The organism is Pseudomonas sp. TE21435 (assembly GCF_056279265.1).
Genome location: NZ_JBWBQZ010000001.1, coordinates 3,760,790 through 3,782,163, shown reverse-complemented (window position 1 = coordinate 3,782,163; position 21,374 = coordinate 3,760,790). Strand labels below are relative to the sequence as shown.

The window sequence follows — 21,374 nt, the reverse complement described above, 5'->3', positions numbered from 1 at the left end:
GCTTGCCTGCGATGAGGCCGTGTCAGTTGGCGGTGAGCTTGAGGTTTTCCGCGGCCGGTTTGCCGTCGAAGGTGGTTACCCCGTCAAGCCAGCGGGCCTTGTCCTCGGGGTGGTCCTTGAGCCACTGTCGCGCGGATTCCAGCGCGTCCTTGTGATCGAGCAGCGGCTGCATCATCCGGCTCTCGTCCTCGGCGCTGAAGCTGAGGTTGGTCAGCAGGCGATGGGCGTTGGGGCAGCGCTGGGCATAGTCCGGCGCGGTCACCGTCCACACCGTGGCGCGGCCCTCGTCCGGGCCGAGGGCGTCCTGGCTGTCGCCGAGGTAGACCATGTCGATGTTCACGTTCATCGGGTGCGGCGCCCAGCCGAAGAACACCACCGCCTCCTTGCGCCGCACGGCGCGGTCGACGGCGGCGAGCATGCCGGCCTCGCTGGACTCGACCAGCTGGAACTTGCCGAGGTCGAACTGGTTCTTGCTGATCATCGCCTTGATCTGGGTATTGGCGCCGGAACCGGGCTCGATGCCGTAGAGCTTGCCGCCCAGCTCCTTGTGGAACTTGTGGATGTCGGCGAACGTCTTCAGGCCCTTGTCGGCCAGGTATTTCGGCACGGCGAGGGTGGCGCGGGCGTCTTCCAGACTGGGCTTGTCGAGCACCTTCACCTGGCCGGCCTGGACGAACGGGGTGATGGTCTGGGTCATGATCGGGTTCCAGTACCCGAGGAACATGTCCAGGCGTTTGTCGCGGATGCCGGCGAAGATGATCTGCTGCGAGGCGCTGGTCTGCTTGGTCTGGTAACCCAGGCCGTCGAGCAGCACCTGGGCCATGGCGCTGGTGGCGATCACATCGGTCCAGTTGACCACGCCCAGGCGCACATCCTTGCAGGCGGCGGGTTCGGCGGCGAAAAGCGGCGTGGCTACGGTAGTGCTGAGCGCGAGGGACAACAGGCTGCGGCGGATAAAGCGATGCATGGTGGCTCTCCATCGGCAGTGCGTATTGTTATCGGATCCGGCCTCTGCGGGCCGTGAGAACACGCTACGCTGGCAGCAGGGTGGAAAATCGCACCCTGGCGACCAACACTTGCACGGAGGCGACCACCTTTACCGCGGAGCACGCGATGCTGCAAACCATAGACTTCCTGTTGCTGCCAGGCTTCTCCGCCATGGGCTTCATCAGTGCCATCGAGCCGCTGCGCGTGGCCAATCGCTTCCGCGGCCCGCTGTACCGTTGGCGTGTGCTGAGCCTGGACGGTGGTGCGGTGCAGGCCAGCAATGGCATGTCGGTGAATGCCGACGGTGCGCTGGGGGAGGGTGAACACGGGCGCCTGCTGTTGCTGGTGGCCGGTTTCGAGCCACTGGCGTGCTATGGGTTGAAGTTGCAGCACATGCTGCGTCGTCTCGACCACGAGGGCGTGGTGCTGGGCGGGATCGACACGGGCGCCATGGTACTGGCCGAGGCCGGCCTGCTCGATGGTCACCGGGCCACCCTGCATTGGGAAGCACTGGAGGCGTTCAAGGAACGTTATCCACGCCTGCAGGCGACCCAGGAGCTGTTCGAGATCGACCGCCGACGCATCACCTGCGCCGGAGGCACGGCCTCCATCGACCTGATGCTCGACCTGATCGCCCAGGCCCACGGCAGCGAACTGGCGGTGCAGGTGTCCGAGCAGTTCGTGCTCGGGCGCATCCGCCCGCGTCAGGATCACCAGCGCATGGAGATTGCCACGCGCTATGGGCTGCGCAACAAGAAGCTGGTGAAGGTGATCGGCGAGATGGAGCGCAATACCGAGCTGCCACTCAACACCCAGGTGCTGGCTGATGGCGTGCAGGTGACCCGGCGGCAGCTGGAGAGGCTGTTTCGCCTGCACCTGGACGACACGCCCAGTGGCTTCTATCTGCGGCTGAGGCTGGACAAGGCACGGCAACTGCTGCGCCAGACCGACATGAGCGTACTGGAGGTGGGTGTCGCATGTGGGTTCGAATCGGCATCGTACTTCACCCGCTGTTATCGGGCACGGTTCGAGCGTTGTCCCAGGGAGGATCGGCGGCTGGCGGTGCCGTCATGACGCCTGGACCGGGTCGAGCCTCGGCAAGCCGGCTTCCACAGGTGCCGCGTAGCGCTAAACCTGTGGAAGCCGGTGCGGCTTAGCTGTTGGGCAGCAAGCGGCAGGTGATGCTCTTGATGTAGCGGGTCTCGGCGATGGCCGGGTGCACCGGGTGGTCCGGGCCCTGGCCGCCGCGCTCGAGCAGTTGCAGGTTGCGGTCCAGGTGACGGGCGCTGGTCAGCAGGATGTTGTGCAGGTCGTCCTCGGGCAGGTGCATCGAGCACGAGGCGCTGACCAGGATGCCGTCCTTGGTCAGCATGCGCATGGCCTGTTCGTTGAGACGACGGTAGGCGGCCTCGCCGTTCTTCAGGTCTTTCTTGCGTTTGATGAAGGCGGGTGGGTCGGCGATGATCACGTCGAAGCGCTCTTCGGCGGCTTTCAGCTCGCGCAGGGCTTCAAACACGTCGCCTTCGATGCAGGTCAGTTTTTCGCCGATGCCATTGAGCGCGGCATTGCGCTCTACGCCGTCGAGGGCGAAGCCCGAGGCGTCCACGCAGAACACTTCGCTGGCGCCGAACGCGCCGGCCTGCACGCCCCAGCCACCGATGTAGCTGAACAGATCGAGCACGCGCTTGCCCTTGACGTAGGGGGCCAGGCGGGCGCGGTTCATGCGGTGGTCGTAGAACCAGCCGGTCTTCTGGCCTTCACGCACCGGGGCTTCGAACTTGACGCCGTTCTCTTCCAGCGCGACCCAGTCCGGCACTTCGCCGTAGACGGTCTCGACATAACGCTCCAGGCCTTCGGCGTCGCGGGCGGCGGAGTCGTTCTTGAACAGGATGCCGCTGGGCTTGAGCACCTGCACCAGCGCGGCGATCACCTCATCCTTGTGCGCTTCCATGGTGGCCGAGGCCAGCTGGACCACGAGGATGTCGAAGAAGCGGTCGACCACCAGGCCTGGGAGCAGGTCGGAGTCGCCATACACCAGGCGGTAGCACGGCTTGTCGAACAGGCGCTCGCGCAGCGACAGGGCCACGTTCAGGCGGTGTACCAGCAGCGACTTGTCCAGCGGCAGCTTGGCATCGCGCGACAGCAGGCGGGCGCAGATCAGGTTGTTCGGGCTCATGGCCACAACCCCCAGCGGCTTGCCGTTGGCAGCTTCGAGAATGGCCTGCTGGCCGGCCTTCAGGCCTTGCAGCGGGGTCGCGGCAACATCGACTTCATTGCTGTAGACCCACAGGTGGCCGGCGCGCAGGCGGCGGTCGGCATTGGCTTTGAGGCGAAGGCTGGGCAGGGACATGACGTCGCTCCGGGAAAAAAGAGCGGGATTATACCGTGTTGGCCCCAGATTCGCTGGTGGGTGCGACCAAGTGGTCTGCGCCCACGGCTAAAGAAATTCTGGGATCCAACGATCCACTGCTAGTTGCCCTGCCGGCGTACAGGGTTAGAATCCCCCTTCCCCAGCGAGAATGCACGTATGTCCCAGGAACTCACCGCCGAACAGATCCAGCAAGCCCTGCAGGGCATCACCATCCCGCCACAGCCGCAGATCATGGTCGACCTGCAGTTCGAGCAGTACATGCCCGACCCGGACCTGGAGACCATCGCCAAGCTGATCGCGCAGGACCCGGGCCTGTCCGGCGCCTTGCTCAAGCTGGTCAATTCGGCGCAGTTCGGCCTGGCGAACAAGATCGGCTCGATCCAGCGCGCGGTAAACCTGCTGGGCAGCCGCTCGATCATCAACCTGATCAATGCCCAGTCGATCAAAGGCGAGATGAGCGACGAGACCATCGTCACCCTCAACCGTTTCTGGGACACCGCCCAGGACGTGGCCATGACCTGCCTCACCCTGGCCAAGCGCACCGGCATCCAGGCCGTGGACGAGGCCTACACCCTGGGCCTGTTCCACGATTGCGGCGTGCCGTTGATGCACAAGCGCTTCCCCAACTACATGGAGGTGCTGGAAGAGTCCTACGCCAAGGCCAATGACGAGATCCGCGTGGTGGACACCGAGAACCGCGTGTTCAACACCAACCATTCGGTAGTCGGCTACTTCACTGCCAAGTCCTGGCGCCTGCCGGAACACATCAGCGCGGCCATCGCCAACCACCACAACGCCCTGGCGGTGTTCCGCGACGAGTCCTCGCGCAATACCCAGACCCAACTGAAGAACCTGCTGGCGGTGCTGAAGATGTCCGAGCACATCTGTGCCTCCTACCGCGTGCTGGGCAACCAGGCCGTGGACCACGAGTGGGACGTGGTTGGCCCGCTGGTGCTGGACTACATCGGCCTGACCGAATACGACTTCGAGCAGCTCAAGCAGAATATCCGCGAACTGGGCGGGCACTGAGCCATGCCGGAACTGCCAGAGGTCGAGACCACGCGGCGCGGCATCGCGCCTCATTTGCAAGGCCAGCGGGTCAGCCGCGTGGTGGTGCGTGACCGACGCCTGCGCTGGCCGATCCCGGAAGACCTGGACGTGCGCCTGTCGGGGCAGCGCATCGTCAGTGTCGAGCGCCGTGCCAAGTACCTGCTGATCAACGCCGAGGTCGGTACCCTGATCAGCCACCTGGGCATGTCGGGCAACCTGCGCCTGGTCGAGCTGGGTTTGCCGGCGGCAAGGCACGAACATGTGGACATCGAGCTCGAGTCGGGGCTGATGCTGCGCTACACCGACCCGCGCCGCTTCGGGGCGATGCTGTGGAGCCTCGATCCACTCAATCATGAGCTGCTGATCCGCCTGGGACCTGAGCCGCTGACCGACCTGTTCGACGGTGAGCGCCTGTTCCAGCTGTCCCGGGGGCGCTCGATGGCGGTCAAGCCGTTCATCATGGACAACGCGGTGGTGGTCGGCGTGGGCAACATCTACGCCACCGAGGCCTTGTTCGCCGCCGGGATCGACCCGCGCCGCGAAGCAGGCGGGATTTCACGGGCGCGCTATCTGAAGCTGGCGATCGAGATCAAGCGAGTATTGGCGGCGGCCATCGAACAGGGCGGGACCACCTTGCGGGACTTCATCGGTGGCGATGGCCAGCCGGGCTACTTCCAGCAGGAGCTGTTCGTGTATGGGCGTCGTGGGCAGCCGTGCAAACTGTGCGGCACCGAGCTGCGCGAAGTGAAGCTGGGCCAGCGGGCGAGTGTGTTCTGCCCGAAATGCCAGCGTTGAGTTCCGAGGCCGCGTTGCGGCCTATCGCCGGCAAGCCGGCTCCCACAAGTTGAAAGCATGCTTGGCCCCTGTGGGAGCCGGCTTGCCGGCGATAGGGCCGGTACAGGCGAGAGCGGATCAGTCGACGATCGCCGCCCGCCCCACGCCCCGCGGATCACTGGCCGCCTCCACAGTCCCGCCAGCCTTGTCCCAATAAAGCACCTGCTGATTGCCGTACTGACGCCCGACATCCTTCAACCGATACCCGCGCCCTTCAAGCTCGGCCTTCTGCCGCGCACTGAACGTGCCCGGCTCATGTTCCACCACATCCGGCAGGTACTGATGGTGATAGCGCGGTGTCGCCGGCCACTCGGCCACCGGCCGGCCCTCCAGGAACCCCAGCACCGACAGCAGCACCATGCTGGGTATGCGGCTGCCGCCCGGAGTGCCAAAGGTGGCGAACTGGCTGGGGCTTTCGATGAAGGTCGGGCTCATGCTCGACAGGGGACGCTTGCCCGCCGCCACCGCATTGGCCTGGCTGCCGGCCAAGCCATAGCTGTTGCTGCCGGCTGGGTCGGCGGCGAAATCGTCCATCTCGTTGTTCAGCACCACACCAGTCCCAGGCACGCTGAACGCCGCGCCAAATGGCAGGTTGACCGACAGCGTGGCGGACACGGCGTTGCCGTCACCATCGATCACCGCGAAATGAGTGGTGTGGTCGCCTTCTCGCCAGGCCGGTGAGGGCGGCAGCGCGGTGCTGGGGGTGGCCTGGTGCACATCGATACTGTCGGCCAGCCCAGTCAGGTACTGGCGCGCCAGTAGCCGGTTGATCGGGTTGCTCACATAGTCCGGGTCGCCGAGCAGGCCGCGGTCGCGGTAGGCGCGGCGCAGCACTTCGATCACATAGTGGCTGCGTTGCACGGGCTCGGCGCTCTGCCAGGGCAGGCGCTGGAGCATGGCCAGGCTTTGTGCCAGGGCCACGCCGCCGGCCGAAGGCGGCGGGCTGCTGATCAGTTCACGCTGGTCGGCCAGTGGATAACGCAGCGGTTCACGCCACGCCGTACGGTAGCCGGCGAGGTCGTCGAGGGTCCAGATACCGCCGGCCTGGCGCACGCCTTCGACCAGGCGGCGGGCCATCGGGCCACGGTAGAAACCGTCGCGGCCCTGCTCGGCCATGGCTTGCAGGGTGGCGGCCAGTTCGGGTTGGCGGATCAGCGTGCCCAGGGCCGGCACGTCGTGGTCACTGAGGAACAGCCGTGCGCTTTCGGCATCGTCGCGCAGGGCACTCAGGCGCATGGTGGCGCGATCGCGATAGATGCGGTCGACGGCGAAGCCCTGGTTGGCCAGGCGGATGGCCGGGGCCAGGCTGTCCTTGAGCGGTAGCTTGCCGTGGGTGCTGGCGAGGTCGGCCAAGGCCTGGGGCAGGCCGGGGATCGCGGCGGCCAGCGGCCCGTTGATCGACAGGCCGGGCTGCACCTTGCCGTCCTTGAGGTACATGTCCGCACGGGCCGCGGCCGGGGCGCGTTCGCGCGCATCGAGGAAGGTATACCGTGGCGTGGCGCCGCTCTCGCGCAGCAGGAAGAAGCCGCCGCCACCCAGGCCCGAGCCATAGGGCTCGACCACGGCCAGCGTGGCGCTGATGGCCACGGCGGCGTCGAAGGCGTTGCCGCCTTGTTGCAGGATCTGTTGCGCCGCCGAGGTCGCCTCGCTGTGCGGGCTGGCGATGGCCGCACGCCCGGGGCCTTGCGCCTGGGCGGCGCACGCCAGCAGGGCCAGGCAGGCGCCTAGGGCTGCGCGCTGTAACGCGGCGACGAACGGCATCAGGCCTTGCCGGTGATCCGGCGGTACTTGGCCATCAGCTCGTCTTCGGTTTCCGGGTGGGCCTCATCCAGGGGGATGCAGTCTACCGGGCAGACCTGCTGGCACTGTGGCTCGTCGTAGTGGCCCACGCACTGGGTGCACAGGTTCGGGTCGATCACGTAGATCTCTTCGCCTTGCGAGATGGCGGCGTTCGGGCACTCGGGTTCGCAGACGTCGCAGTTGATGCAATCGTCGGTGATGATCAGGGACATGGGGACTCCGGCCTGGGCATCGGGCCCGGGCATGTTTCAAAGCGATGGGCGCAATTGTGCCGGATTCGCGCCCGCAGTGCACGCGGGCGCGACATCGTGACCGCGAGGGTTACTTGCGGAAGCGCTCGGTCAGTGCGTCGGCCACGGCCGGGTGCACGAACTTGCTGATATCACCGCCCAACGCGGCGATTTCCCGGACCAGCGTCGAGGAAATGAACGAATAGCGCTCCGATGGCGTGAGGAACAGGCTCTCGACGTCTGGCGCGAGCTGGCGGTTCATGTTGGCCAGTTGGAACTCGTATTCGAAGTCGGACACGGCACGCAGGCCGCGCAGGAATACGTTGGCGCCTTTTTCCTTGGCGAAATGCGCCAGCAGGGAGGAGAAGCCGATGACTTCGACATTGGGCAGGTGCTTGGTGACCTCGCGGGCCAGTTCGACCCGCTGTTCCAGGGGGAACAGCGGGTTTTTCTTCGGGCTGGCCGCCACGGCGATGATCACATGGTCGAACAGGCGCGAGGCGCGCTCGACCAGGTCTCCATGGCCTTTGGTAATGGGGTCGAAAGTACCCGGGTACAACACTCGGTTCATCGCGTCATCCTGGCTGGAGTGCGTTGGGGAGTCGGATGGTAGCGCAGCGATTGCGCCCGGCCAAGTCGTGAGGCCGGCTGATGGCACTATAGACAGCGTGGCTATTGGCTGTCATGCGCCACGTGCCAGGCGGCCGATCAGCGCATCGCTGAGCAGGGCCGTCAGGGCGTACACCGACAGCTGCGGGTTGGCGCCAATGCTGGTGGGGAACAGCGAACCGTCGTGGATCGACAGGTTTTCCAGCTGGTGATGCCGGCCCAGGCTGTCGCACACGGCCTGGCGCGGATCCTCGCCCAGGGCGCAGCCGCCCATGACGTGGGCGCTGCCCAGGCGCATGCGCAGCAGTTCCAGGGGCAGGCCGTCGATCAGCGCCTGGGCTTGTGCCGGGTCGCTGACATAGCGAGCATCGCCATGCACCGGCATCACATGGCGGGCACCGGCGGCGAACTGGATCTGCGCCATGCTGTGCCAGGCCCGGCGCAGGCCGTCGCGCAGATAGTCGGTGACGGGGTAGTCCAGCACAGGCGAGCCATCGCCGCGCAGCTCTACCTGGCCGCCGGGGCTGTCGGGGTGGAAGCCGTCGCGCAACAGCGCCAGCATCACATGGGTGTGGGGCAGTTCGGCCATGCGCTGGGCATTGTCCTGGCCATGGCCGCCGAGCAGGGTGCTGGCCAGGGCCGGGTGCAACGGTGGTACTTCGAGTTTGTAGCCCACTGGGCCGGTGACACCGTCCTGCCACTGGAACTGGTCGCTGTAGATCGATTGCGGCGCCCCGTAGTACGGGTCGATCTTCGCTTCGAACTGTGCTGCGCTGAAGTTGACCAGGTGCAGGAAGGTGCGCTTGCCCAGGCGCTGGTGCGGGTCAGGCGCGTCTGAGCGCAACAGCAGTGCCGGGCTGTTGATACCGCCGCCGGCAAGTACATAGTGGCGGGCGCGTACGCGAACCTGGCGGCCTGTGGGCTGGATACCCCGGGCGTCCAAGGCCTGGCATTGCAAGTGGTCGATGCGCTGGCCGTCATGATTGAACCGCTCGGCACGGGCCAGGTAGAGCAGCTCGCCGCCGTGCTCCAGGGTAGCCGGGATGCTGGTGACCAGCATCGACTGCTTGGCGTTGACCGGGCAGCCCATGCCGCAGTAACCCAGGTTCCAGCAGCCGCGCACGTTGCGCGGAATCACCGCCCAGCGGTGACCAAGCGCCTCGCAGCCGCGACGCAACACGTCGTTGTTGGCATTGGGCGGCATCGCCCAGGGGCTGATGCCCAGATGCTGTTCCATGCGCTCGAACCACGGCTTCAGGGTGTCGTTGTCCAGGCCCTTGACCCCATGCTCGCGAGCCCAGTGTTCCAGGGTCTGTGGCGGTGTGCGAAAGCTCGATGTCCAATTGACCAGGGTAGTGCCGCCCACCGCCCGGCCCTGCAGAATGGTAATGGCGCCGTCTTTGCTCAGACGGCCCAGGCCCTCCTGGTAGAGGTCGGCGTAGGCTTCGTGCTCGAGCAGGTGGAAGTCGCTGCTGGTCTTCAGCGGCCCTTCCTCGATCAGCAGCACCTTCAAGCCAGCGGCGCTGAGCCCTTCGGCGGTGGTGGCGCCGCCTGCGCCGCTGCCGATGACGGCGACGTCGGCAGTGAGGGTCAGGTCCTGTTCCAGGCGTGAGCCATCGTGGGTGATCCAGCCTCTTTCGAGGCCTAGGCGGAATGGGTCGGGGGCGGGCATTTGGCGGTGCTCTTGTCTGGTGTTCAGATCTTGGGTGGGCCGGGGTAGCCGCACGCCGCCCAGGCCTCGGGGCGTTCGTACCAGGCCATCAGCAGCAGTTGCAGCAACGAGGCGTGACCCTGGCGCAGCAGGTTCAACGAGCTGTCGCGCCAGCGTTCGAGGAAGCGTTCAACCTCGGCACCGGTGGCATCGGCCCAGCCGCCCCAGACCCCGGTCAGTGGTCCGCGAGTGAGGGACAGGGTGAGCACGTCGAACAATTGTCGGGTCAGCTTGAGCATGGCGGGCGACAGCGCCGCCAGCTTGTGGTCGAGGCTTTGCAGCACAGACGCCGTGGGCGCCTGGGTACCGGCCAGCACGACGGGAATCAGTGCCTGCAACAGCGGCAGGTCGTCGTCGCGCAGCGCCTGGTAACCAGCCGACGGCCTCTGCTGGCTACAGCCGATCAGGCTGGTCGCCCCCAGAAACAGGCTGGCGCCCAGGCCGAAGCGCAGCAGGTCGCGGCGCTGCATCAGCGGATGAACAGCTTGTAGACCAGCCGTTGCAAGGCCTTGCCATAGGGCGGGTAGATCACCTTGGCGGCATTGATGCGTTGCTTGGCCAGCACGGCCTTGGCCTTGCTGAAGGTCAGGAAACCTTCGTGACCGTGGTAGTGGCCCATACCGGACGGGCCGATGCCGCCAAATGGCAGGTCATCCTGGGCCACATGCAGCAGGGTGTCGTTGAGGCAGGCACCGCCGGAGTGGGTGTCGCGCAGTACCCGGGCCTGCTCGCCACGGTCATAGCCAAAGTAGTAGAGCGCCAGGGGCCGAGGTCGCTGGTTGATGTAGGCCAGGGCGTCGCCCAGGCGCTCGTAGGGCACCACGGGTAGCAGGGGGCCGAAAATCTCGTCCTGCATCACCTGCATGCTGTCGTTTACGTCCAGCAGCAGGTGAGGGGGCAGCCGGCGACCCTGGCGCGGCTCGTCGGGATAGAGGTCGATCACCTGGGCTCCCTGCTCGCGGGCATCGTCCAGCAACCGGTTCAGGCGGCCAAGCTGGCGCTCGTTGATGATCGCGCTGTAGTCGGGGTTGCCGGTCAGGCGCGGATAGAGGCGGCGCACAGCGCGCTGGTAGGCGTCGGCGAAGGCGCCCAGGCGCTTGCGGGGCACCAGCACGTAATCGGGGGCGACGCAGGTCTGGCCGGCGTTGAGGGTCTTGCCGAAGGCGATGCGTTCGGCGGCGGTGTCCAACGGCACGTCGGCCGAGACGATAGCCGGCGACTTGCCGCCCAGCTCAAGGGTCACTGGCGTGAGGTTTTGCGCGGCGGCCAGCATCACATGGCGGCCGACGCTGGTGGCGCCGGTGAACAGCAGGTGGTCGAAGGGCAGGCGGGCAAAAGCCTGGCCGACTTCCACCTCGCCCAGCACCACGCTCACCAGATCATTGGGGAACACGCGCTCGAGCAGGTTCTTGAGGGCCTGGCCACTGGCCGGGGTCGACTCGCTGAGCTTGAGCATCACCCGGTTGCCGGCGGCCAGGGCGCCGGTCAGTGGGCCGATGGCGAGAAACAGCGGGTAGTTCCACGGCACGATGATCCCCACCACGCCCAGTGGCTGGTATTGCACCCGGGCGCTGGCGGGGTGGAAGGCCAGGCCGACCTTGCGCCGTGATGGACGCATCCAGCGGCCCAGCTGTTTCTCCGCGTCGCGCAGGCCCATGACCGACGGCATCAGTTCGGCGAGCAGGGTTTCGTCACGGCTGCGGCCACTGAAGTCGGCATCGATAGCTGTAATCAGGTGCTCCTGGTCCGCCAGCAGCGCCTCGCGCAGGCTTTTCAACCACTGCCGGCGTTGCGTGGCCGGGGGCATCGGGTTGCCGGCGAACGCCTGTCGTTGAGCGTCGAACGTCGCTTGCAGGTCGAGGTCGGATTGTACGGGGGGAAGTACGGCAGGCGAGGTCATGGCGGCTCCGGGGCTGACGAGTGAATAGAGCATATACTCTAACTGGTACCATCGTGCACCTTTTTCACTTGATCGGCGGTGCACCCGACGGGCTGGAAGCCGTAAGATGGGCCCGATCCTTACACGCTGGAGACTGGAGCTGAGCATGGCCCCGCGCATGAAGACCCGAGAGCGCATCGTGCAGAGCAGCCTGGAGCTGTTCAACCAGCAGGGCGAGCGTTGCGTCAGCACCAACCACATTGCCGCGCACATGGAAATCTCGCCCGGCAACCTGTACTACCACTTCCCCAACAAGCAGGCGATCATCGCCGTGCTGTTCAATCAGTACGAAGCGCTGGTCGACAGCTTCCTGCGCCCGCCCCAGGGCCGCACCGCCACCGTCGAAGACAAGCGCTTCTACCTCAAGGCGCTGCTGGCGGCGATGTGGAACTACCGCTTCCTGCACCGCGACCTCGAGCACCTGCTCGACAGCGACCCGGAACTGGCGGCCCGCTATCGGCGCTTCTCGCAGCGCTGTCTGCAGCAGGGGCAGGCCATTTACCGCGGCTTTGTCGAGGCCGGCATCCTGAACATGGACGCCGCGCAGGTGGAGTCGCTGACCATCAACGCCTGGATCGTGCTGACTTCCTGGGTGCGTTTTCTCAGCACCACCCGCGAGCATTCCGCGCACCTGGGTGAAGAAGCGTTCAAGCGCGGCGTCTATCAGGTGGTGGTGCTGGAGCTGGGGTATGTCACCCCGACCGCGCGTGCCGCGGTACAGGCGCTGTGCGCTGAGTTCCATGTCCCGTTCAACCAGGCCCTGGAGCATTGATCCGGGGTTTCGAGCCATTCATCAGGAGATTGTCATGCCCCTCGCGCAATTGATCACCCCGCAACAGCTGGCCGAACGCCTGGACGCGCCCGGCCTGGTGATCCTCGACTGCCGCTTTGCCTTGGAAGATGTCGACTATGGCCAACGCAGCTACGCCGAAGGGCATATTGCCGGGGCGCACTTCGCCGACCTCGAACGCGACCTGAGCGGGCCGGTGCTCAAGGGCAGCACAGGCCGCCACCCGCTGCCCGACCCACAGCGGCTGGTGGAGCGCCTTCGCGAGTGGGGTGTGGACAACGACAGCCAGGTGGTGCTCTACGACGACGGCCCCGGCGCCTTTGCCGCCCGTGCCTGGTGGCTGCTGGCCTGGCTGGGCAAGCGCGACGCGGTGTTCATCCTCGATGGCGGCCTGAAGGCCTGGCACGCCGCCCACCTGCCGCTGAGCCTCGACCCGCCGGTACGGCGCGAAGGCAATTTCAGCGGTGAGCCGGACATGGCGCTGCTGATCGATGCCGCCCACCTTGCCAAGCGCCTGGACGACCCCGCGATGACCTTGATCGACGCGCGCGGCATGCCGCGCTTCCGTGGCGAGGTCGAGCCGATCGACCCGGTGGCCGGGCATATCCCTGGCGCCCGATGCGCGGCATTCACCGACAACCTTGGCGCGGATGGGCGGTTCCTGCCAGCCGCCCAGCTGAAACAGCGTTTTGCCGAAAAACTGGGCGACCGAGCGCCGGAGGACCTGGTGGCTTATTGCGGCTCTGGCGTGACGGCTTGCCACAACCTGTTTGCCCTGTCGCTGGCGGGTTATCCGCTGGGGCGGTTGTATGCCGGGTCGTGGAGTGAGTGGATCAATGATCCGAGGCGCGGCGTAGCCACTGGCGAGTGAGTCCTGATGTGGGATCGGCGTAGCGCCGCGCCCACAAAGCCTTCCTTCACCTGATGATCCTGGAGGGGGCCTATCGCCCTTCCATCAGCCACTGCGGAATCCGCCGCTCCAGGTAATACCCCGGATTGCGCAGGCTGCCCTCGACGAACCCCACATGCCCACCCCGGCTGTGCAGTTCGAACTGCGTCTGTGCCGCCAGCTCACCGGCATTGGGCAGACTGTGACCAAACACGAACGGATCATCGTTGGCGTGGATGATCAGCGTCGGTGTGCGGTTCTCGCCCAGGTAGTAGCGGCTGGAGGCGCGCCGGTAGTAGTCATGGGCATCGCTGAAGCCATTGAGGGGCGCGGTCACCTTGCCATCGAAGTCCCAGAACGTGCGCAGGTTGCGCAGCGAGCCCAGGCGTTCGAGGGTGGCCAGCCCTTCATGGTGGCCCTTGTCGCGGAAGTGCTGTTGCTTGTCCTGCACGTAGGCCAGCATCTGGCGCATGAAATGCGCCTGGTAGACCTTCGAGAAACCCAGGCCGATACGGTCGGCGCACTGGTCCAGGCGAAACGGTACCGACACCGCTACCGCTGCCTCCAGCTGGCTGGCCGCGCCGCTTTCCCCCAGGTACTTGAGCAGCACATTGCCGCCCAGCGAATAGCCCACGGCATAAAGCGGCGCCAGCGGCCGCTGCGCCCGCAGGTGACGGATGGTTTCGGCCAGGTCTTCGCTGGCCCCGGAATGGTAGCTGCGCGCCAACAGGTTGGGTTCGCCCGAGCAACCGCGCCAGTTCAGCGCGACACTGGCCCAGCTGCGTGCCTTCAGGGCCAGTTGCAGGCCTTTGACATACGGCGAATTGGACGACCCGGTCAGGCCATGGAGTACCAGCACCAAGGGCGCATCGGCCTGGTGCGGGCCGTGCCAGTCGAGGTCGAGAAAATCGCCGTCCGCCAGCCATAGACGCTCGCGATTGCGCGGCAGGTCCGGGAGCTTGCGCCAGAGTGGCCCCCACAATGTCTGCAAGTGGGGGTTGGACAGGCCGGCGGCTGGGCGGAAGGTGGCGGTGAGGCTGGGCATGCTGAGCGGCTCGTGATGTGCCTGCCTAGAGTGCCATGAAACACCGCCCTCGCGCCTGTGCTATTGGTCGCCAGCCGCGCGCCGCCACAGGGCGTAATGCACCTGGCCGGTCTTCTTCTCGCGGTGCAGGCGCCAGTTGCCCGGCATCGGCAGCGAAGAGGGCACGGCTTCGCTTTCGGTGTAGATCCACGCCTGCTCGCGCAGCCACTGGCCCTGCTCCAGCAGGTTGCAGGTATTGGCCAGCAAGTCCTGGTGGAACGGCGGGTCGAGGAACACCACATCGAATTGCTGCTTGGCCGGGCCTTGCAGGTAGCGCAGGGCGTCGGTCTGCAGGATCTGCCCGCGTGGGCAGCGCAACACTTCGAGGTTGTCCTTGAGGTTGGTGGTGGCCGCAGGGTTGCTGTCCAGCGCCACGGCATCCTTCGCGCCACGGGACAGCGCTTCGAGCACCAGGGCGCCGCTGCCGGTGAAGGCATCGAGCACCAGGGCGCCCTCGATGTAGGGCGCCAGCCAGTTGAACAGGGTTTCGCGCACGCGGTCTGGGGTCGGGCGCAGGCCTTCGCCTTCCGGCACGGCCAGGCGACGGCTGCGCCATTCGCCGGCGATGATGCGCAACTGGCCGGGGCCCTTGCTGGCGCCCGGGGCCGGGCGCGCGGGAGTGTTGGGTCTTGCCATTAGTGCTCCGGTACGCCGAGCGGCTGCTCGGCGGGTTTGTCAGTGGGGGCCGGCAGCGGTTGCTGCGCCACCTTCGGGCCGACGGTGACGATCACCAGCTTGTCCGCCGCGAGATGCTTGTTCATGGCGGCCTTGACCTGCTCGACGCTCAGTGCCTGGGACTGCTGCATGAAGTCCTCCAGCCAGCTCAGCGGCAGGTTGTAGAAGCCGATCGCGCCCAGCTGGCCGACAATGCTGGCGTTGCTGGCATTGGACAGCGGGAAGCTGCCGGCCAGCTCGCGCTTGGCATCGTCCAGTTCCTGCTGGGTCGGGCCGCTCTTCAGGTAGTCGGCCAGGATATCCTGGACCAGCTTGAGCGTGCCCTCGCTGAGTTCGGCGCGGGTCTGCAGGTTGATCATGAACGGGCCGCGCACCTGCATCGGGCTGAAGACCGAGTACACGCCGTATGTCAGGCCGCGTTTCTCGCGAACCTCGCTCATCAGGCGGGTGCCGAAGGCGCCACCGCCGAGGATCTGGTTGCCCAGCGACAGGGCCGGCCAGTCCGGGTCGTTGCGGTCGATGCCCAGCTCGGCCAGCATCAGGTGAGTCTGCTTGGACGGGAAGTCGATATGCGTAATCCCCGGCTTGGGCTCGACCGGTTGCTCCGGCTTGGCCAGTGCAGCGCCCTTGGGCAGGCCGGCGGAGACCTGCGCGGCGATGGCCTCGGCTTCGCCGCGGCTGAGGTCGCCGACCAGGGCGATCACCGCGTTGCCGGCGGCGTAAGCCTTGCCGTGGAAAGTGCGCAGCTGGGCCAGGGTGATGCCTGGAATGGACTCGGCGGTACCGTCGCTGGGGCTGGCATAGGGGTGCTGGCCATAGAGATTGGCGAACAGCGTCTTACCGGCAATCTTGCCCGGGTTCTGCTTCTCGTACTCGAAGCCCGCCAGCAACTGGTTCTTGATGCGCTTGAGGGCGTCCTCGGGGAAGGTCGGCTGGCCCACCACCTCGGTGAACAGTTTCAACGCCTGCTCGCGTTTTTCCGTGGCGCTGAGGCTGCGCAGCGAGGCCACGGCCATGTCGCGGTAGGAACCGTTGCCGAAGTCGGCGCCCAGGCCTTCGAAGCCTTCGGCAATGGCGGTGACGTCCTTGCCGGCCACGCCCTCGTTGAGCATGGCGTTGGTCAGAGTGGCCAGGCCTGGGGTGCCGCCGTCCTGGCTGCTGCCGGCGGCGAAGGTCACGCGCAGGTCGAACATCGGCAACTCGCGGGCCTCGACGAACAGCACCCGGGCGCCTTCGGCAGTGGTCCAGTGCTGGATGTTCAACTGGCGTCGGCTGGGGGCCTTGCCGTCCAGTTCGGCCAGCGATTGCAGGGTGTTGGCCGGGCGGGCCGCGGCGTCGGCCTGGCTTTGGCTGTCGGACTGGGCAGGGCGCGCCAGCAGCGCGGCGATGGCCACCACCAGCACGATGATCGCCAGGCCGAACAGGGTGTAACGGGGTGCGCTGCGATCACTCATGAGCGGACTCCTCGGGCAGTACATGGGCAACGCTCAGGCGTTCGCGGGTGAAATAGGTGCGGGCGGCGGCCTGGATGTCCTCCGGGGTCACGCGCTTGAGGTCGTCGAGTTCGCTGTCGATCAGCTTCCAGGACAGGCCGACCGTTTCCAGTTGCCCGATGGTGGTGGCCTGGCTGCTGATCGAGTCGCGGTCGTAGACCAGGCCGGCGATCACCTGGGCGCGTACGCGCTCGAGCTCTTCGGCGGTCGGTGGCGTGGTCTTGAGCTCGTCGAGCAACTGCCAGATGCCTTTCTCTACTTCGGCCAGGGTCTTGTGTTTCTGCACGTTGGGCGTGGCCGAGATCATGAACAGGCTGTCGCCGCGGGTGAAGGCGTTGTAGCTGGAGGAGGCACCGGCCACCAATTCCTGGCCGCGCTCCAGGCGTGCCGGCATGCGGGCGCTATAGCCGCCGTCGAGCAGGGCCGAGATCAGCCGCAGGGCGTTGACGCTGCGCGGGTCCTTGGCGGTGGCCAGGGCCGGGACATTGAAGCCGTAGATCAGGCTGGGCAATTGCGTGCGCAGGTGCAGGGTGAGCAGGCGCTGGCCCGGCTCGGCCAGTTCCAGCGGCAGTTTGCTCGGCGGCACGGCGCGTTTGGGGATGGGGCCGAAGTACTTCTGCGCCAAGGCCCTGACCTCGTCCGGCTTGACGTCGCCGACCACCACCAGGGTGGCGTTGTTCGGGGCGTACCAGGACTCGTACCAGTGACGCAGTTCCTCGACCTTCATGCGCTCGAGGTCGGCCATCCAGCCGATGGTCGGCGTGTGGTAGCCGCTGGCCGGGTAGGCCATGGCGCGGAACAGCTCGAAGGCCTTGGCATTGGGCTGGTCGTCGGTGCGCAGGCGGCGCTCTTCCTTGATCACCTCGATCTCGCGGCTGAATTCGTCGGCTGGCAGGCGCAGGCTGGCCAAGCGGTCGGCTTCGAGCTCCAGGGCCACCGGCAGGCGATCGCGGGCCAGCACCTGGTAGTAGGCGGTGTAGTCGTCGCTGGTGAAGGCGTTTTCCTCGGCGCCGAGATCGCGCAGGATGCGCGAGGCCTCGCCGGGGCCGATCTTGGCGCTGCCCTTGAACATCATGTGTTCCAGGGCATGGGACAGGCCGGTCTGGCCCGGCGTCTCGTAGCTGGAACCGACCTTGTACCAGATCTGCGAAACCACCACCGGCGCCCGGTGGTCCTCGCGCACGACCACTTTCAGGCCGTTGTCGAGGATGAATTCGTGGGTGGGTTGCACATCGGCGGCGAAAGCCGCCAGCGGCAGGCACAGCGTGCCGAGCAACAGGCCAGCGGCGCGGCGGGCTAGAGCATTCATACGGTGTTCAACCTGTTCGGCGGCCCGCTTGGGTTTAGCGTCGGCGGGCCAGGAGGTGCTAGGATACTGATCCGGTTGCCTGGCGACCATGCCTGTCGCCGTTCTGGCCTGCAGGCCCTTACGACAAAACGTTGCGCATGAACCCGCTGGCTTCACAGTAGTCTGTTCTGCGTGAGTTAAGAATTCCCGATGCGCCGCTGCTGGCCCATCGCTACCCTGAGATAGCCGTCTTCCATGTTTGGTTCCAACGACGACAAAAAAGCGCCGGCCGCGGCTGGCGAGAAGAAAGGCCTGTTCAGCTGGTTCCGCAAGAAGCCGGAACAACCTGCCGCCGAACAGCCGCAAGCCCCTGCACCGCAAGCTCCCGTCGAGCAGACCGCACCGGTTGCCGAGCCGTCGCAGGCACCTGTTCCTGAACCGGTGGTTGCCACCCCGCAGCTGGAGCCCGTGCCAGAGCCGGTGGTTGTAGCGCCGCAGCCGGAGCCTGTGCCAGAGCCGGTGGTTGTAGCGCCGCAGCCGGAGCCCGTGCCAGAGCCGGTGGTTGTAGCGCCGCAGCCGGAGCCCGTGCCAGAGCCGGTGGTTGCTGCACCGCAGTCGGAGCTCGCTCCAGAGCCGGTGGTTGCAACGCTGCAACCGGTCGAGGTCGAAGTAACTGCGGCCCCGGTCAGCAACCTGGTCTTGCCTGTCGCTGAAGAACCGGTGGCATTGGTCGAGGACCTGGAACCCAAGGCGCCGCCCGTCATCCCTGCCCGGCCGTCCGTCGAAACGGTAGCCGCTGCCATTGTCGCTCCAGCACCGGTTGTCGAAACCGCGCCGGTCGTTGTGCCGGCTCCAGTCGACCCTGAGCCTGTCGTCGTGGCGGCCCCCGAGCCGGCCAAACCTGGTTTCTTCGCCCGCCTCAAGCAGGGCCTGTCGAAGACCAGCGCCAGCATCGGCGAGGGCATGGCCAGCCTGTTCCTCGGCAAGAAGGTCATCGACGACGACCTGCTCGACGAAATCGAGACCCGGCTGCTGACCGCCGACGTCGGTGTCGAGGCCACCTCTACCATCGTCCAGAACCTGACCCAGAAAGTTGCCCGCAAGCAGTTGGCCGACGCCGACGCGCTGTACAAGTCGCTGCAGGAAGAGCTGGCCGCGCTGCTGCGCCCGGTCGAGCAGCCGCTGAAGATCGAGGCGCAGAACAAGCCCTACGTGATCCTGGTGGTCGGTGTGAACGGCGCCGGCAAAACCACCACCATCGGCAAACTGGCGAAGAAGCTGCAACTCGAGGGCAAGAAAGTCATGCTCGCGGCCGGCGACACCTTCCGCGCCGCCGCGGTGGAGCAGTTGCAGGTGTGGGGCGAGCGCAACCAGATCCCGGTGATCGCCCAGCACACCGGCGCCGACTCGGCTTCGGTGATCTTCGACGCGGTGCAGGCCGCCAAGGCCCGTAATGTCGATGTGCTGATCGCCGACACTGCCGGCCGCCTGCACACCAAGGACAACCTGATGGAAGAGCTGAAGAAGGTCCGTCGGGTCATGGGCAAGCTTGATGTCGAGGCGCCGCACGAGGTGCTGCTGGTGCTCGATGCCGGTACCGGGCAGAACGCCATCAGCCAGGCCAAGTATTTCAACCAGAGCGTCGAGCTGACGGGCCTGGCCCTGACCAAGCTGGATGGTACCGCCAAGGGCGGCGTGATCTTCGCCCTGGCCAAGCAGTTCAACATCCCGATCCGCTTCATCGGTGTGGGCGAGGGTATCGACGACCTGCGCACCTTCGAAGCCGAACCTTTCGTCAAGGCGCTGTTCGCCGAGCGTGAACCTTCATGATCCGATTCGAACAGGTAGCCAAGCGCTATCCCAACGGCCATGTCGGCCTGCACGAACTGAGCTTCCGGGCGCGTCGTGGCGAGTTCCTGTTCGTCACCGGTCATTCTGGCGCCGGCAAGAGCACCCTGCTGCGGCTGCTGCTGGCCATGGAGCGTCCGACCAGCGGCAAGCTGCTGCTGGCCGGGCAGGACCTGGGCCAGATCAGCAACGCGCAGATCCCGTTCCTGCGCCGGCAGATCGGCGTGGTGTTCCAGAACCACCAGTTGCTGTTTGACCGCACGGTGTTCAACAACATCGCCCTGCCGTTGCAGATTCTCGGGCTGTCCAAGGCCGAGATCGCCAAACGCGTCGACTCGGCGCTGGAGCGTGTGTCGCTGAGCGACAAGGGCGAACTGTTCCCGGCCGACCTGTCCACCGGCCAGCAACAGCGGGTCGGCATTGCCCGGGCCATCGTGCATCAGCCGGCCCTGCTGCTGGCGGATGAACCCACCGGTAACCTCGACCCGCGCCTGGCCGCCGAGATCATGGGCGTGTTCGAGGACATCAACCGCCTGGGCACCACGGTACTGATCGCCAGTCACGACCTGGCGCTGATCGCGCGCATGCGCCACCGCATGCTGACGCTGCAACGCGGCCGCTTGATCGGCGATGGGGAGGCCGGGCAATGAGCACCACACGTACACCAAAGGTTTCCGAGCGGGTCGCGCCGAAAGCCGCTGATCCGCAGCCATCGAAGAAAAAGCGTGGCGATCATGATGACGATGGTCCGGATTTGCGCAGCCTCCTGCACGCCTGGCTGGAAAGCCACCGTGCCAGCCTGGCCGACAGTTTGCGCCGCCTGGGCAAGCAGCCGATCGGCAGTTTCTTCACCTGCCTGGTGATGGCCGTGGCGCTGAGCATGCCCATGGGCCTGTCGTTGTTGCTCAAGAATGTCGAGAAACTCGGCGGCTCCTGGCAGCGCGCGGCGCAGATCTCGCTGTACCTCAAGCTCGATGCCAGCAGCCGCGATGGCGAGGCCCTGCGTGACGAGATCAAGGGCATGCCCGGCGTCGCCGAGGCGCAGTACGTCAGCCGCGAGCAGGCGCTGGAAGAGTTCCAGCAACAGTCGGGCCTGGGCGAGGCGCTGCGTGAACTGCCGGACAACCCACTGCCCGGCGTGGTGGTGGTGACCCCGACCGAGGTCGACAAGCCAGCCCTGGAGGCTTTGCGTCAGCGCCTCTCCGAGCTACCTCGCGTGGAAGCGGCGCAACTGGACCTGGTGTGGGTCGAGCGCTTGGCAGCGATCCTCAAGCTGGGTGACCGGTTCGTCTTCGGCCTGGCGGTGATGCTGATTTCTGCGCTGCTGTTAGTAATCGGTAACACAATTCGTCTACATATCGAAAACCGTCGGGTCGAGATCGAAGTGATCAAACTCGTTGGTGGCACCGACAGCTACGTACGGCGCCCTTTCCTGTACATGGGTGCCCTGTATGGACTGGGTGCGGGCGTGCTGGCCTGGGGCATCCTGGCGTTCGGCCTGAACTGGCTGAACGACGCGGTGGTCGGGCTTTCCGGCCTGTATGGCAGTGATTTCGCCCTGGGTGGCGTACCAGCCTCGGATGGACTTTCACTCTTGATCGGGGCGGTACTGTTGGGGTATATCGGTGCATGGATCGCAGTCGCTCGTCACCTGAACGAGCTTGCACCGCGATAAATGTTTCATGGCCAGTATTGACAAATTTTTCATTCTGGAACTTGTACAACGGTTCCTTGTCTATGCTGGCAGTGCCCAAAAGGCATGAGTCTGTAAGCCGG

At 66.0% G+C, this 21,374-nt stretch carries 20 protein-coding genes; 8 read left to right on the top strand and 12 right to left on the bottom strand.

Annotated elements, in window-relative coordinates; all coding sequences use genetic code 11:
* Positions 1–22: 22 nt before the first annotated feature.
* A complete protein-coding gene (gene choX, locus ACZ9C1_RS17045; protein WP_476254195.1) occupies positions 23–967 on the bottom strand; it encodes a choline ABC transporter substrate-binding protein in 945 nt (314 codons plus the stop codon).
* 146 nt (positions 968–1,113) lie between these two features.
* On the opposite strand from choX, the gene ACZ9C1_RS17040 reads away from it, so the two are divergent.
* Positions 1,114–2,061, top strand: a complete 948-nt coding sequence (locus ACZ9C1_RS17040) for a GlxA family transcriptional regulator (RefSeq protein ID WP_277502256.1) — start codon at positions 1,114–1,116, stop codon at positions 2,059–2,061.
* A gap of 79 nt (positions 2,062–2,140) precedes the next feature.
* Here ACZ9C1_RS17040 and ACZ9C1_RS17035 read toward each other — a convergent pair whose 3' ends face one another.
* Positions 2,141–3,337 (bottom strand): class I SAM-dependent rRNA methyltransferase, encoded by a 1,197-nt coding sequence (locus ACZ9C1_RS17035; RefSeq protein WP_046853814.1) that lies wholly within the window; start codon positions 3,335–3,337, stop codon positions 2,141–2,143.
* A gap of 231 nt (positions 3,338–3,568) precedes the next feature.
* Between ACZ9C1_RS17035 and ACZ9C1_RS17030 the strand changes: the two genes are divergently transcribed.
* Together ACZ9C1_RS17030 and mutM are read left to right on the top strand one after the other, a co-directional pair.
* Positions 3,569–4,387, top strand: a complete 819-nt coding sequence (locus ACZ9C1_RS17030) for an HDOD domain-containing protein (RefSeq protein WP_173862409.1) — start codon at positions 3,569–3,571, stop codon at positions 4,385–4,387.
* A gap of 3 nt (positions 4,388–4,390) precedes the next feature.
* Positions 4,391–5,203 (top strand): bifunctional DNA-formamidopyrimidine glycosylase/DNA-(apurinic or apyrimidinic site) lyase, encoded by an 813-nt coding sequence (gene mutM / locus ACZ9C1_RS17025; protein WP_023631621.1) that lies wholly within the window; start codon positions 4,391–4,393, stop codon positions 5,201–5,203.
* Between the two features lie 117 nt (positions 5,204–5,320).
* Here the strand turns inward: mutM and ggt are convergent, their stop codons facing one another.
* The 6 genes from ggt to ACZ9C1_RS16995 all read right to left on the bottom strand — a co-directional run bounded on the left by ggt (position 5,321) and on the right by ACZ9C1_RS16995 (position 11,492).
* Positions 5,321–7,003, bottom strand: a complete 1,683-nt coding sequence (gene ggt / locus ACZ9C1_RS17020) for a gamma-glutamyltransferase (RefSeq protein ID WP_457378470.1) — start codon at positions 7,001–7,003, stop codon at positions 5,321–5,323.
* Entirely contained in the window at positions 7,003–7,254 is a 252-nt protein-coding gene (locus ACZ9C1_RS17015) for a YfhL family 4Fe-4S dicluster ferredoxin (protein ID WP_011531711.1), read from the bottom strand. Before ACZ9C1_RS17015 ends, ggt begins: the two co-directional genes overlap by 1 nt.
* A 109-nt stretch (positions 7,255–7,363) precedes the next feature.
* A complete protein-coding gene (gene coaD, locus ACZ9C1_RS17010) occupies positions 7,364–7,843 on the bottom strand; it encodes a pantetheine-phosphate adenylyltransferase (RefSeq protein ID WP_023631729.1) in 480 nt (159 codons plus the stop codon).
* A 111-nt stretch (positions 7,844–7,954) separates the two neighbouring features.
* Positions 7,955–9,553 carry a GMC family oxidoreductase gene (locus tag ACZ9C1_RS17005; RefSeq protein ID WP_139674217.1) on the bottom strand — a complete coding sequence of 533 codons (1,599 nt, stop codon included), beginning with the start codon at positions 9,551–9,553 and terminating at the stop codon, positions 7,955–7,957.
* A 23-nt stretch (positions 9,554–9,576) separates the two neighbouring features.
* A complete protein-coding gene (locus tag ACZ9C1_RS17000) occupies positions 9,577–10,062 on the bottom strand; it encodes a twin-arginine translocation pathway signal protein (protein WP_102681796.1) in 486 nt (161 codons plus the stop codon).
* Complete coding sequence (locus tag ACZ9C1_RS16995; RefSeq protein ID WP_476254194.1) at positions 10,062–11,492, bottom strand: coniferyl aldehyde dehydrogenase; 1,431 nt, start codon at positions 11,490–11,492, stop codon at positions 10,062–10,064. Before ACZ9C1_RS16995 ends, ACZ9C1_RS17000 begins: the two co-directional genes overlap by 1 nt.
* Before the next feature lie 145 nt (positions 11,493–11,637).
* Here ACZ9C1_RS16995 and ACZ9C1_RS16990 point away from each other — a divergent pair, with 145 nt between their 5' ends.
* A complete protein-coding gene (locus ACZ9C1_RS16990) occupies positions 11,638–12,303 on the top strand; it encodes a TetR/AcrR family transcriptional regulator (RefSeq protein WP_102681794.1) in 666 nt (221 codons plus the stop codon).
* A gap of 34 nt (positions 12,304–12,337) precedes the next feature.
* Positions 12,338–13,192, top strand: a complete 855-nt coding sequence (locus tag ACZ9C1_RS16985; protein ID WP_476254193.1) for a sulfurtransferase — start codon at positions 12,338–12,340, stop codon at positions 13,190–13,192.
* Between the two features lie 70 nt (positions 13,193–13,262).
* Here ACZ9C1_RS16985 and ACZ9C1_RS16980 read toward each other — a convergent pair whose 3' ends face one another.
* From ACZ9C1_RS16980 to ACZ9C1_RS16965, 4 genes are read right to left on the bottom strand one after another with little or no spacing between them, the layout of a single operon-like run.
* Positions 13,263–14,255 (bottom strand): hydrolase, encoded by a 993-nt coding sequence (locus tag ACZ9C1_RS16980; RefSeq protein WP_476254192.1) that lies wholly within the window; start codon positions 14,253–14,255, stop codon positions 13,263–13,265.
* A 60-nt stretch (positions 14,256–14,315) separates the two neighbouring features.
* Positions 14,316–14,930, bottom strand: a complete 615-nt coding sequence (gene rsmD / locus ACZ9C1_RS16975; protein ID WP_476254191.1) for a 16S rRNA (guanine(966)-N(2))-methyltransferase RsmD — start codon at positions 14,928–14,930, stop codon at positions 14,316–14,318.
* Entirely contained in the window at positions 14,930–16,423 is a 1,494-nt protein-coding gene (locus ACZ9C1_RS16970) for a M16 family metallopeptidase (protein WP_476254190.1), read from the bottom strand. Before ACZ9C1_RS16970 ends, rsmD begins: the two co-directional genes overlap by 1 nt.
* Complete coding sequence (locus ACZ9C1_RS16965; RefSeq protein ID WP_102681789.1) at positions 16,416–17,771, bottom strand: M16 family metallopeptidase; 1,356 nt, start codon at positions 17,769–17,771, stop codon at positions 16,416–16,418. The genes ACZ9C1_RS16970 and ACZ9C1_RS16965 overlap by 8 nt, the downstream gene beginning before the upstream one ends.
* Before the next feature lie 234 nt (positions 17,772–18,005).
* On the opposite strand from ACZ9C1_RS16965, the gene ftsY reads away from it, so the two are divergent.
* The 3 genes from ftsY to ftsX are packed head-to-tail and all read left to right on the top strand — an operon-like array spanning position 18,006 to position 21,273.
* The gene (ftsY, locus tag ACZ9C1_RS16960; RefSeq protein WP_476254189.1) at positions 18,006–19,580 is read left to right on the top strand and encodes a signal recognition particle-docking protein FtsY; all 1,575 of its coding nucleotides are present in this window, start codon (positions 18,006–18,008) and stop codon (positions 19,578–19,580) included.
* A complete protein-coding gene (gene ftsE / locus ACZ9C1_RS16955; RefSeq protein ID WP_011531723.1) occupies positions 19,577–20,248 on the top strand; it encodes a cell division ATP-binding protein FtsE in 672 nt (223 codons plus the stop codon). The genes ftsY and ftsE overlap by 4 nt, the downstream gene beginning before the upstream one ends.
* Positions 20,245–21,273 carry a permease-like cell division protein FtsX gene (gene ftsX, locus ACZ9C1_RS16950; protein ID WP_476254188.1) on the top strand — a complete coding sequence of 343 codons (1,029 nt, stop codon included), beginning with the start codon at positions 20,245–20,247 and terminating at the stop codon, positions 21,271–21,273. Before ftsE ends, ftsX begins: the two co-directional genes overlap by 4 nt.
* Positions 21,274–21,374: the final 101 nt, after the last annotated feature.

What these genes read in the sequence shown, in the direction of transcription:
- ACZ9C1_RS17040 (WP_277502256.1), top strand. Translation starts at nt 1,114, where the DNA reads ATGCTGCAAACCATAGACTTCCTGTTGCTGCCAGGCTTCTCCGCCATG.
- ftsY (WP_476254189.1), top strand. Translation starts at nt 18,006, where the DNA reads ATGTTTGGTTCCAACGACGACAAAAAAGCGCCGGCCGCGGCTGGCGAG.
- ACZ9C1_RS16980 (WP_476254192.1), bottom strand. Translation starts at nt 14,255, where the DNA reads ATGCCCAGCCTCACCGCCACCTTCCGCCCAGCCGCCGGCCTGTCCAAC.
- ftsE (WP_011531723.1), top strand. Translation starts at nt 19,577, where the DNA reads ATGATCCGATTCGAACAGGTAGCCAAGCGCTATCCCAACGGCCATGTC.
- ACZ9C1_RS16965 (WP_102681789.1), bottom strand. Translation starts at nt 17,771, where the DNA reads ATGAATGCTCTAGCCCGCCGCGCCGCTGGCCTGTTGCTCGGCACGCTG.
- ACZ9C1_RS16995 (WP_476254194.1), bottom strand. Translation starts at nt 11,492, where the DNA reads ATGACCTCGCCTGCCGTACTTCCCCCCGTACAATCCGACCTCGACCTG.
- coaD (WP_023631729.1), bottom strand. Translation starts at nt 7,843, where the DNA reads ATGAACCGAGTGTTGTACCCGGGTACTTTCGACCCCATTACCAAAGGC.
- ftsX (WP_476254188.1), top strand. Translation starts at nt 20,245, where the DNA reads ATGAGCACCACACGTACACCAAAGGTTTCCGAGCGGGTCGCGCCGAAA.
- ACZ9C1_RS17000 (WP_102681796.1), bottom strand. Translation starts at nt 10,062, where the DNA reads ATGCAGCGCCGCGACCTGCTGCGCTTCGGCCTGGGCGCCAGCCTGTTT.
- ACZ9C1_RS16970 (WP_476254190.1), bottom strand. Translation starts at nt 16,423, where the DNA reads ATGAGTGATCGCAGCGCACCCCGTTACACCCTGTTCGGCCTGGCGATC.
- ACZ9C1_RS17015 (WP_011531711.1), bottom strand. Translation starts at nt 7,254, where the DNA reads ATGTCCCTGATCATCACCGACGATTGCATCAACTGCGACGTCTGCGAA.
- ACZ9C1_RS16985 (WP_476254193.1), top strand. Translation starts at nt 12,338, where the DNA reads ATGCCCCTCGCGCAATTGATCACCCCGCAACAGCTGGCCGAACGCCTG.
- ACZ9C1_RS17005 (WP_139674217.1), bottom strand. Translation starts at nt 9,553, where the DNA reads ATGCCCGCCCCCGACCCATTCCGCCTAGGCCTCGAAAGAGGCTGGATC.
- mutM (WP_023631621.1), top strand. Translation starts at nt 4,391, where the DNA reads ATGCCGGAACTGCCAGAGGTCGAGACCACGCGGCGCGGCATCGCGCCT.
- rsmD (WP_476254191.1), bottom strand. Translation starts at nt 14,930, where the DNA reads ATGGCAAGACCCAACACTCCCGCGCGCCCGGCCCCGGGCGCCAGCAAG.
- ACZ9C1_RS17035 (WP_046853814.1), bottom strand. Translation starts at nt 3,337, where the DNA reads ATGTCCCTGCCCAGCCTTCGCCTCAAAGCCAATGCCGACCGCCGCCTG.
- choX (WP_476254195.1), bottom strand. Translation starts at nt 967, where the DNA reads ATGCATCGCTTTATCCGCCGCAGCCTGTTGTCCCTCGCGCTCAGCACT.
- ACZ9C1_RS16990 (WP_102681794.1), top strand. Translation starts at nt 11,638, where the DNA reads ATGGCCCCGCGCATGAAGACCCGAGAGCGCATCGTGCAGAGCAGCCTG.
- ggt (WP_457378470.1), bottom strand. Translation starts at nt 7,003, where the DNA reads ATGCCGTTCGTCGCCGCGTTACAGCGCGCAGCCCTAGGCGCCTGCCTG.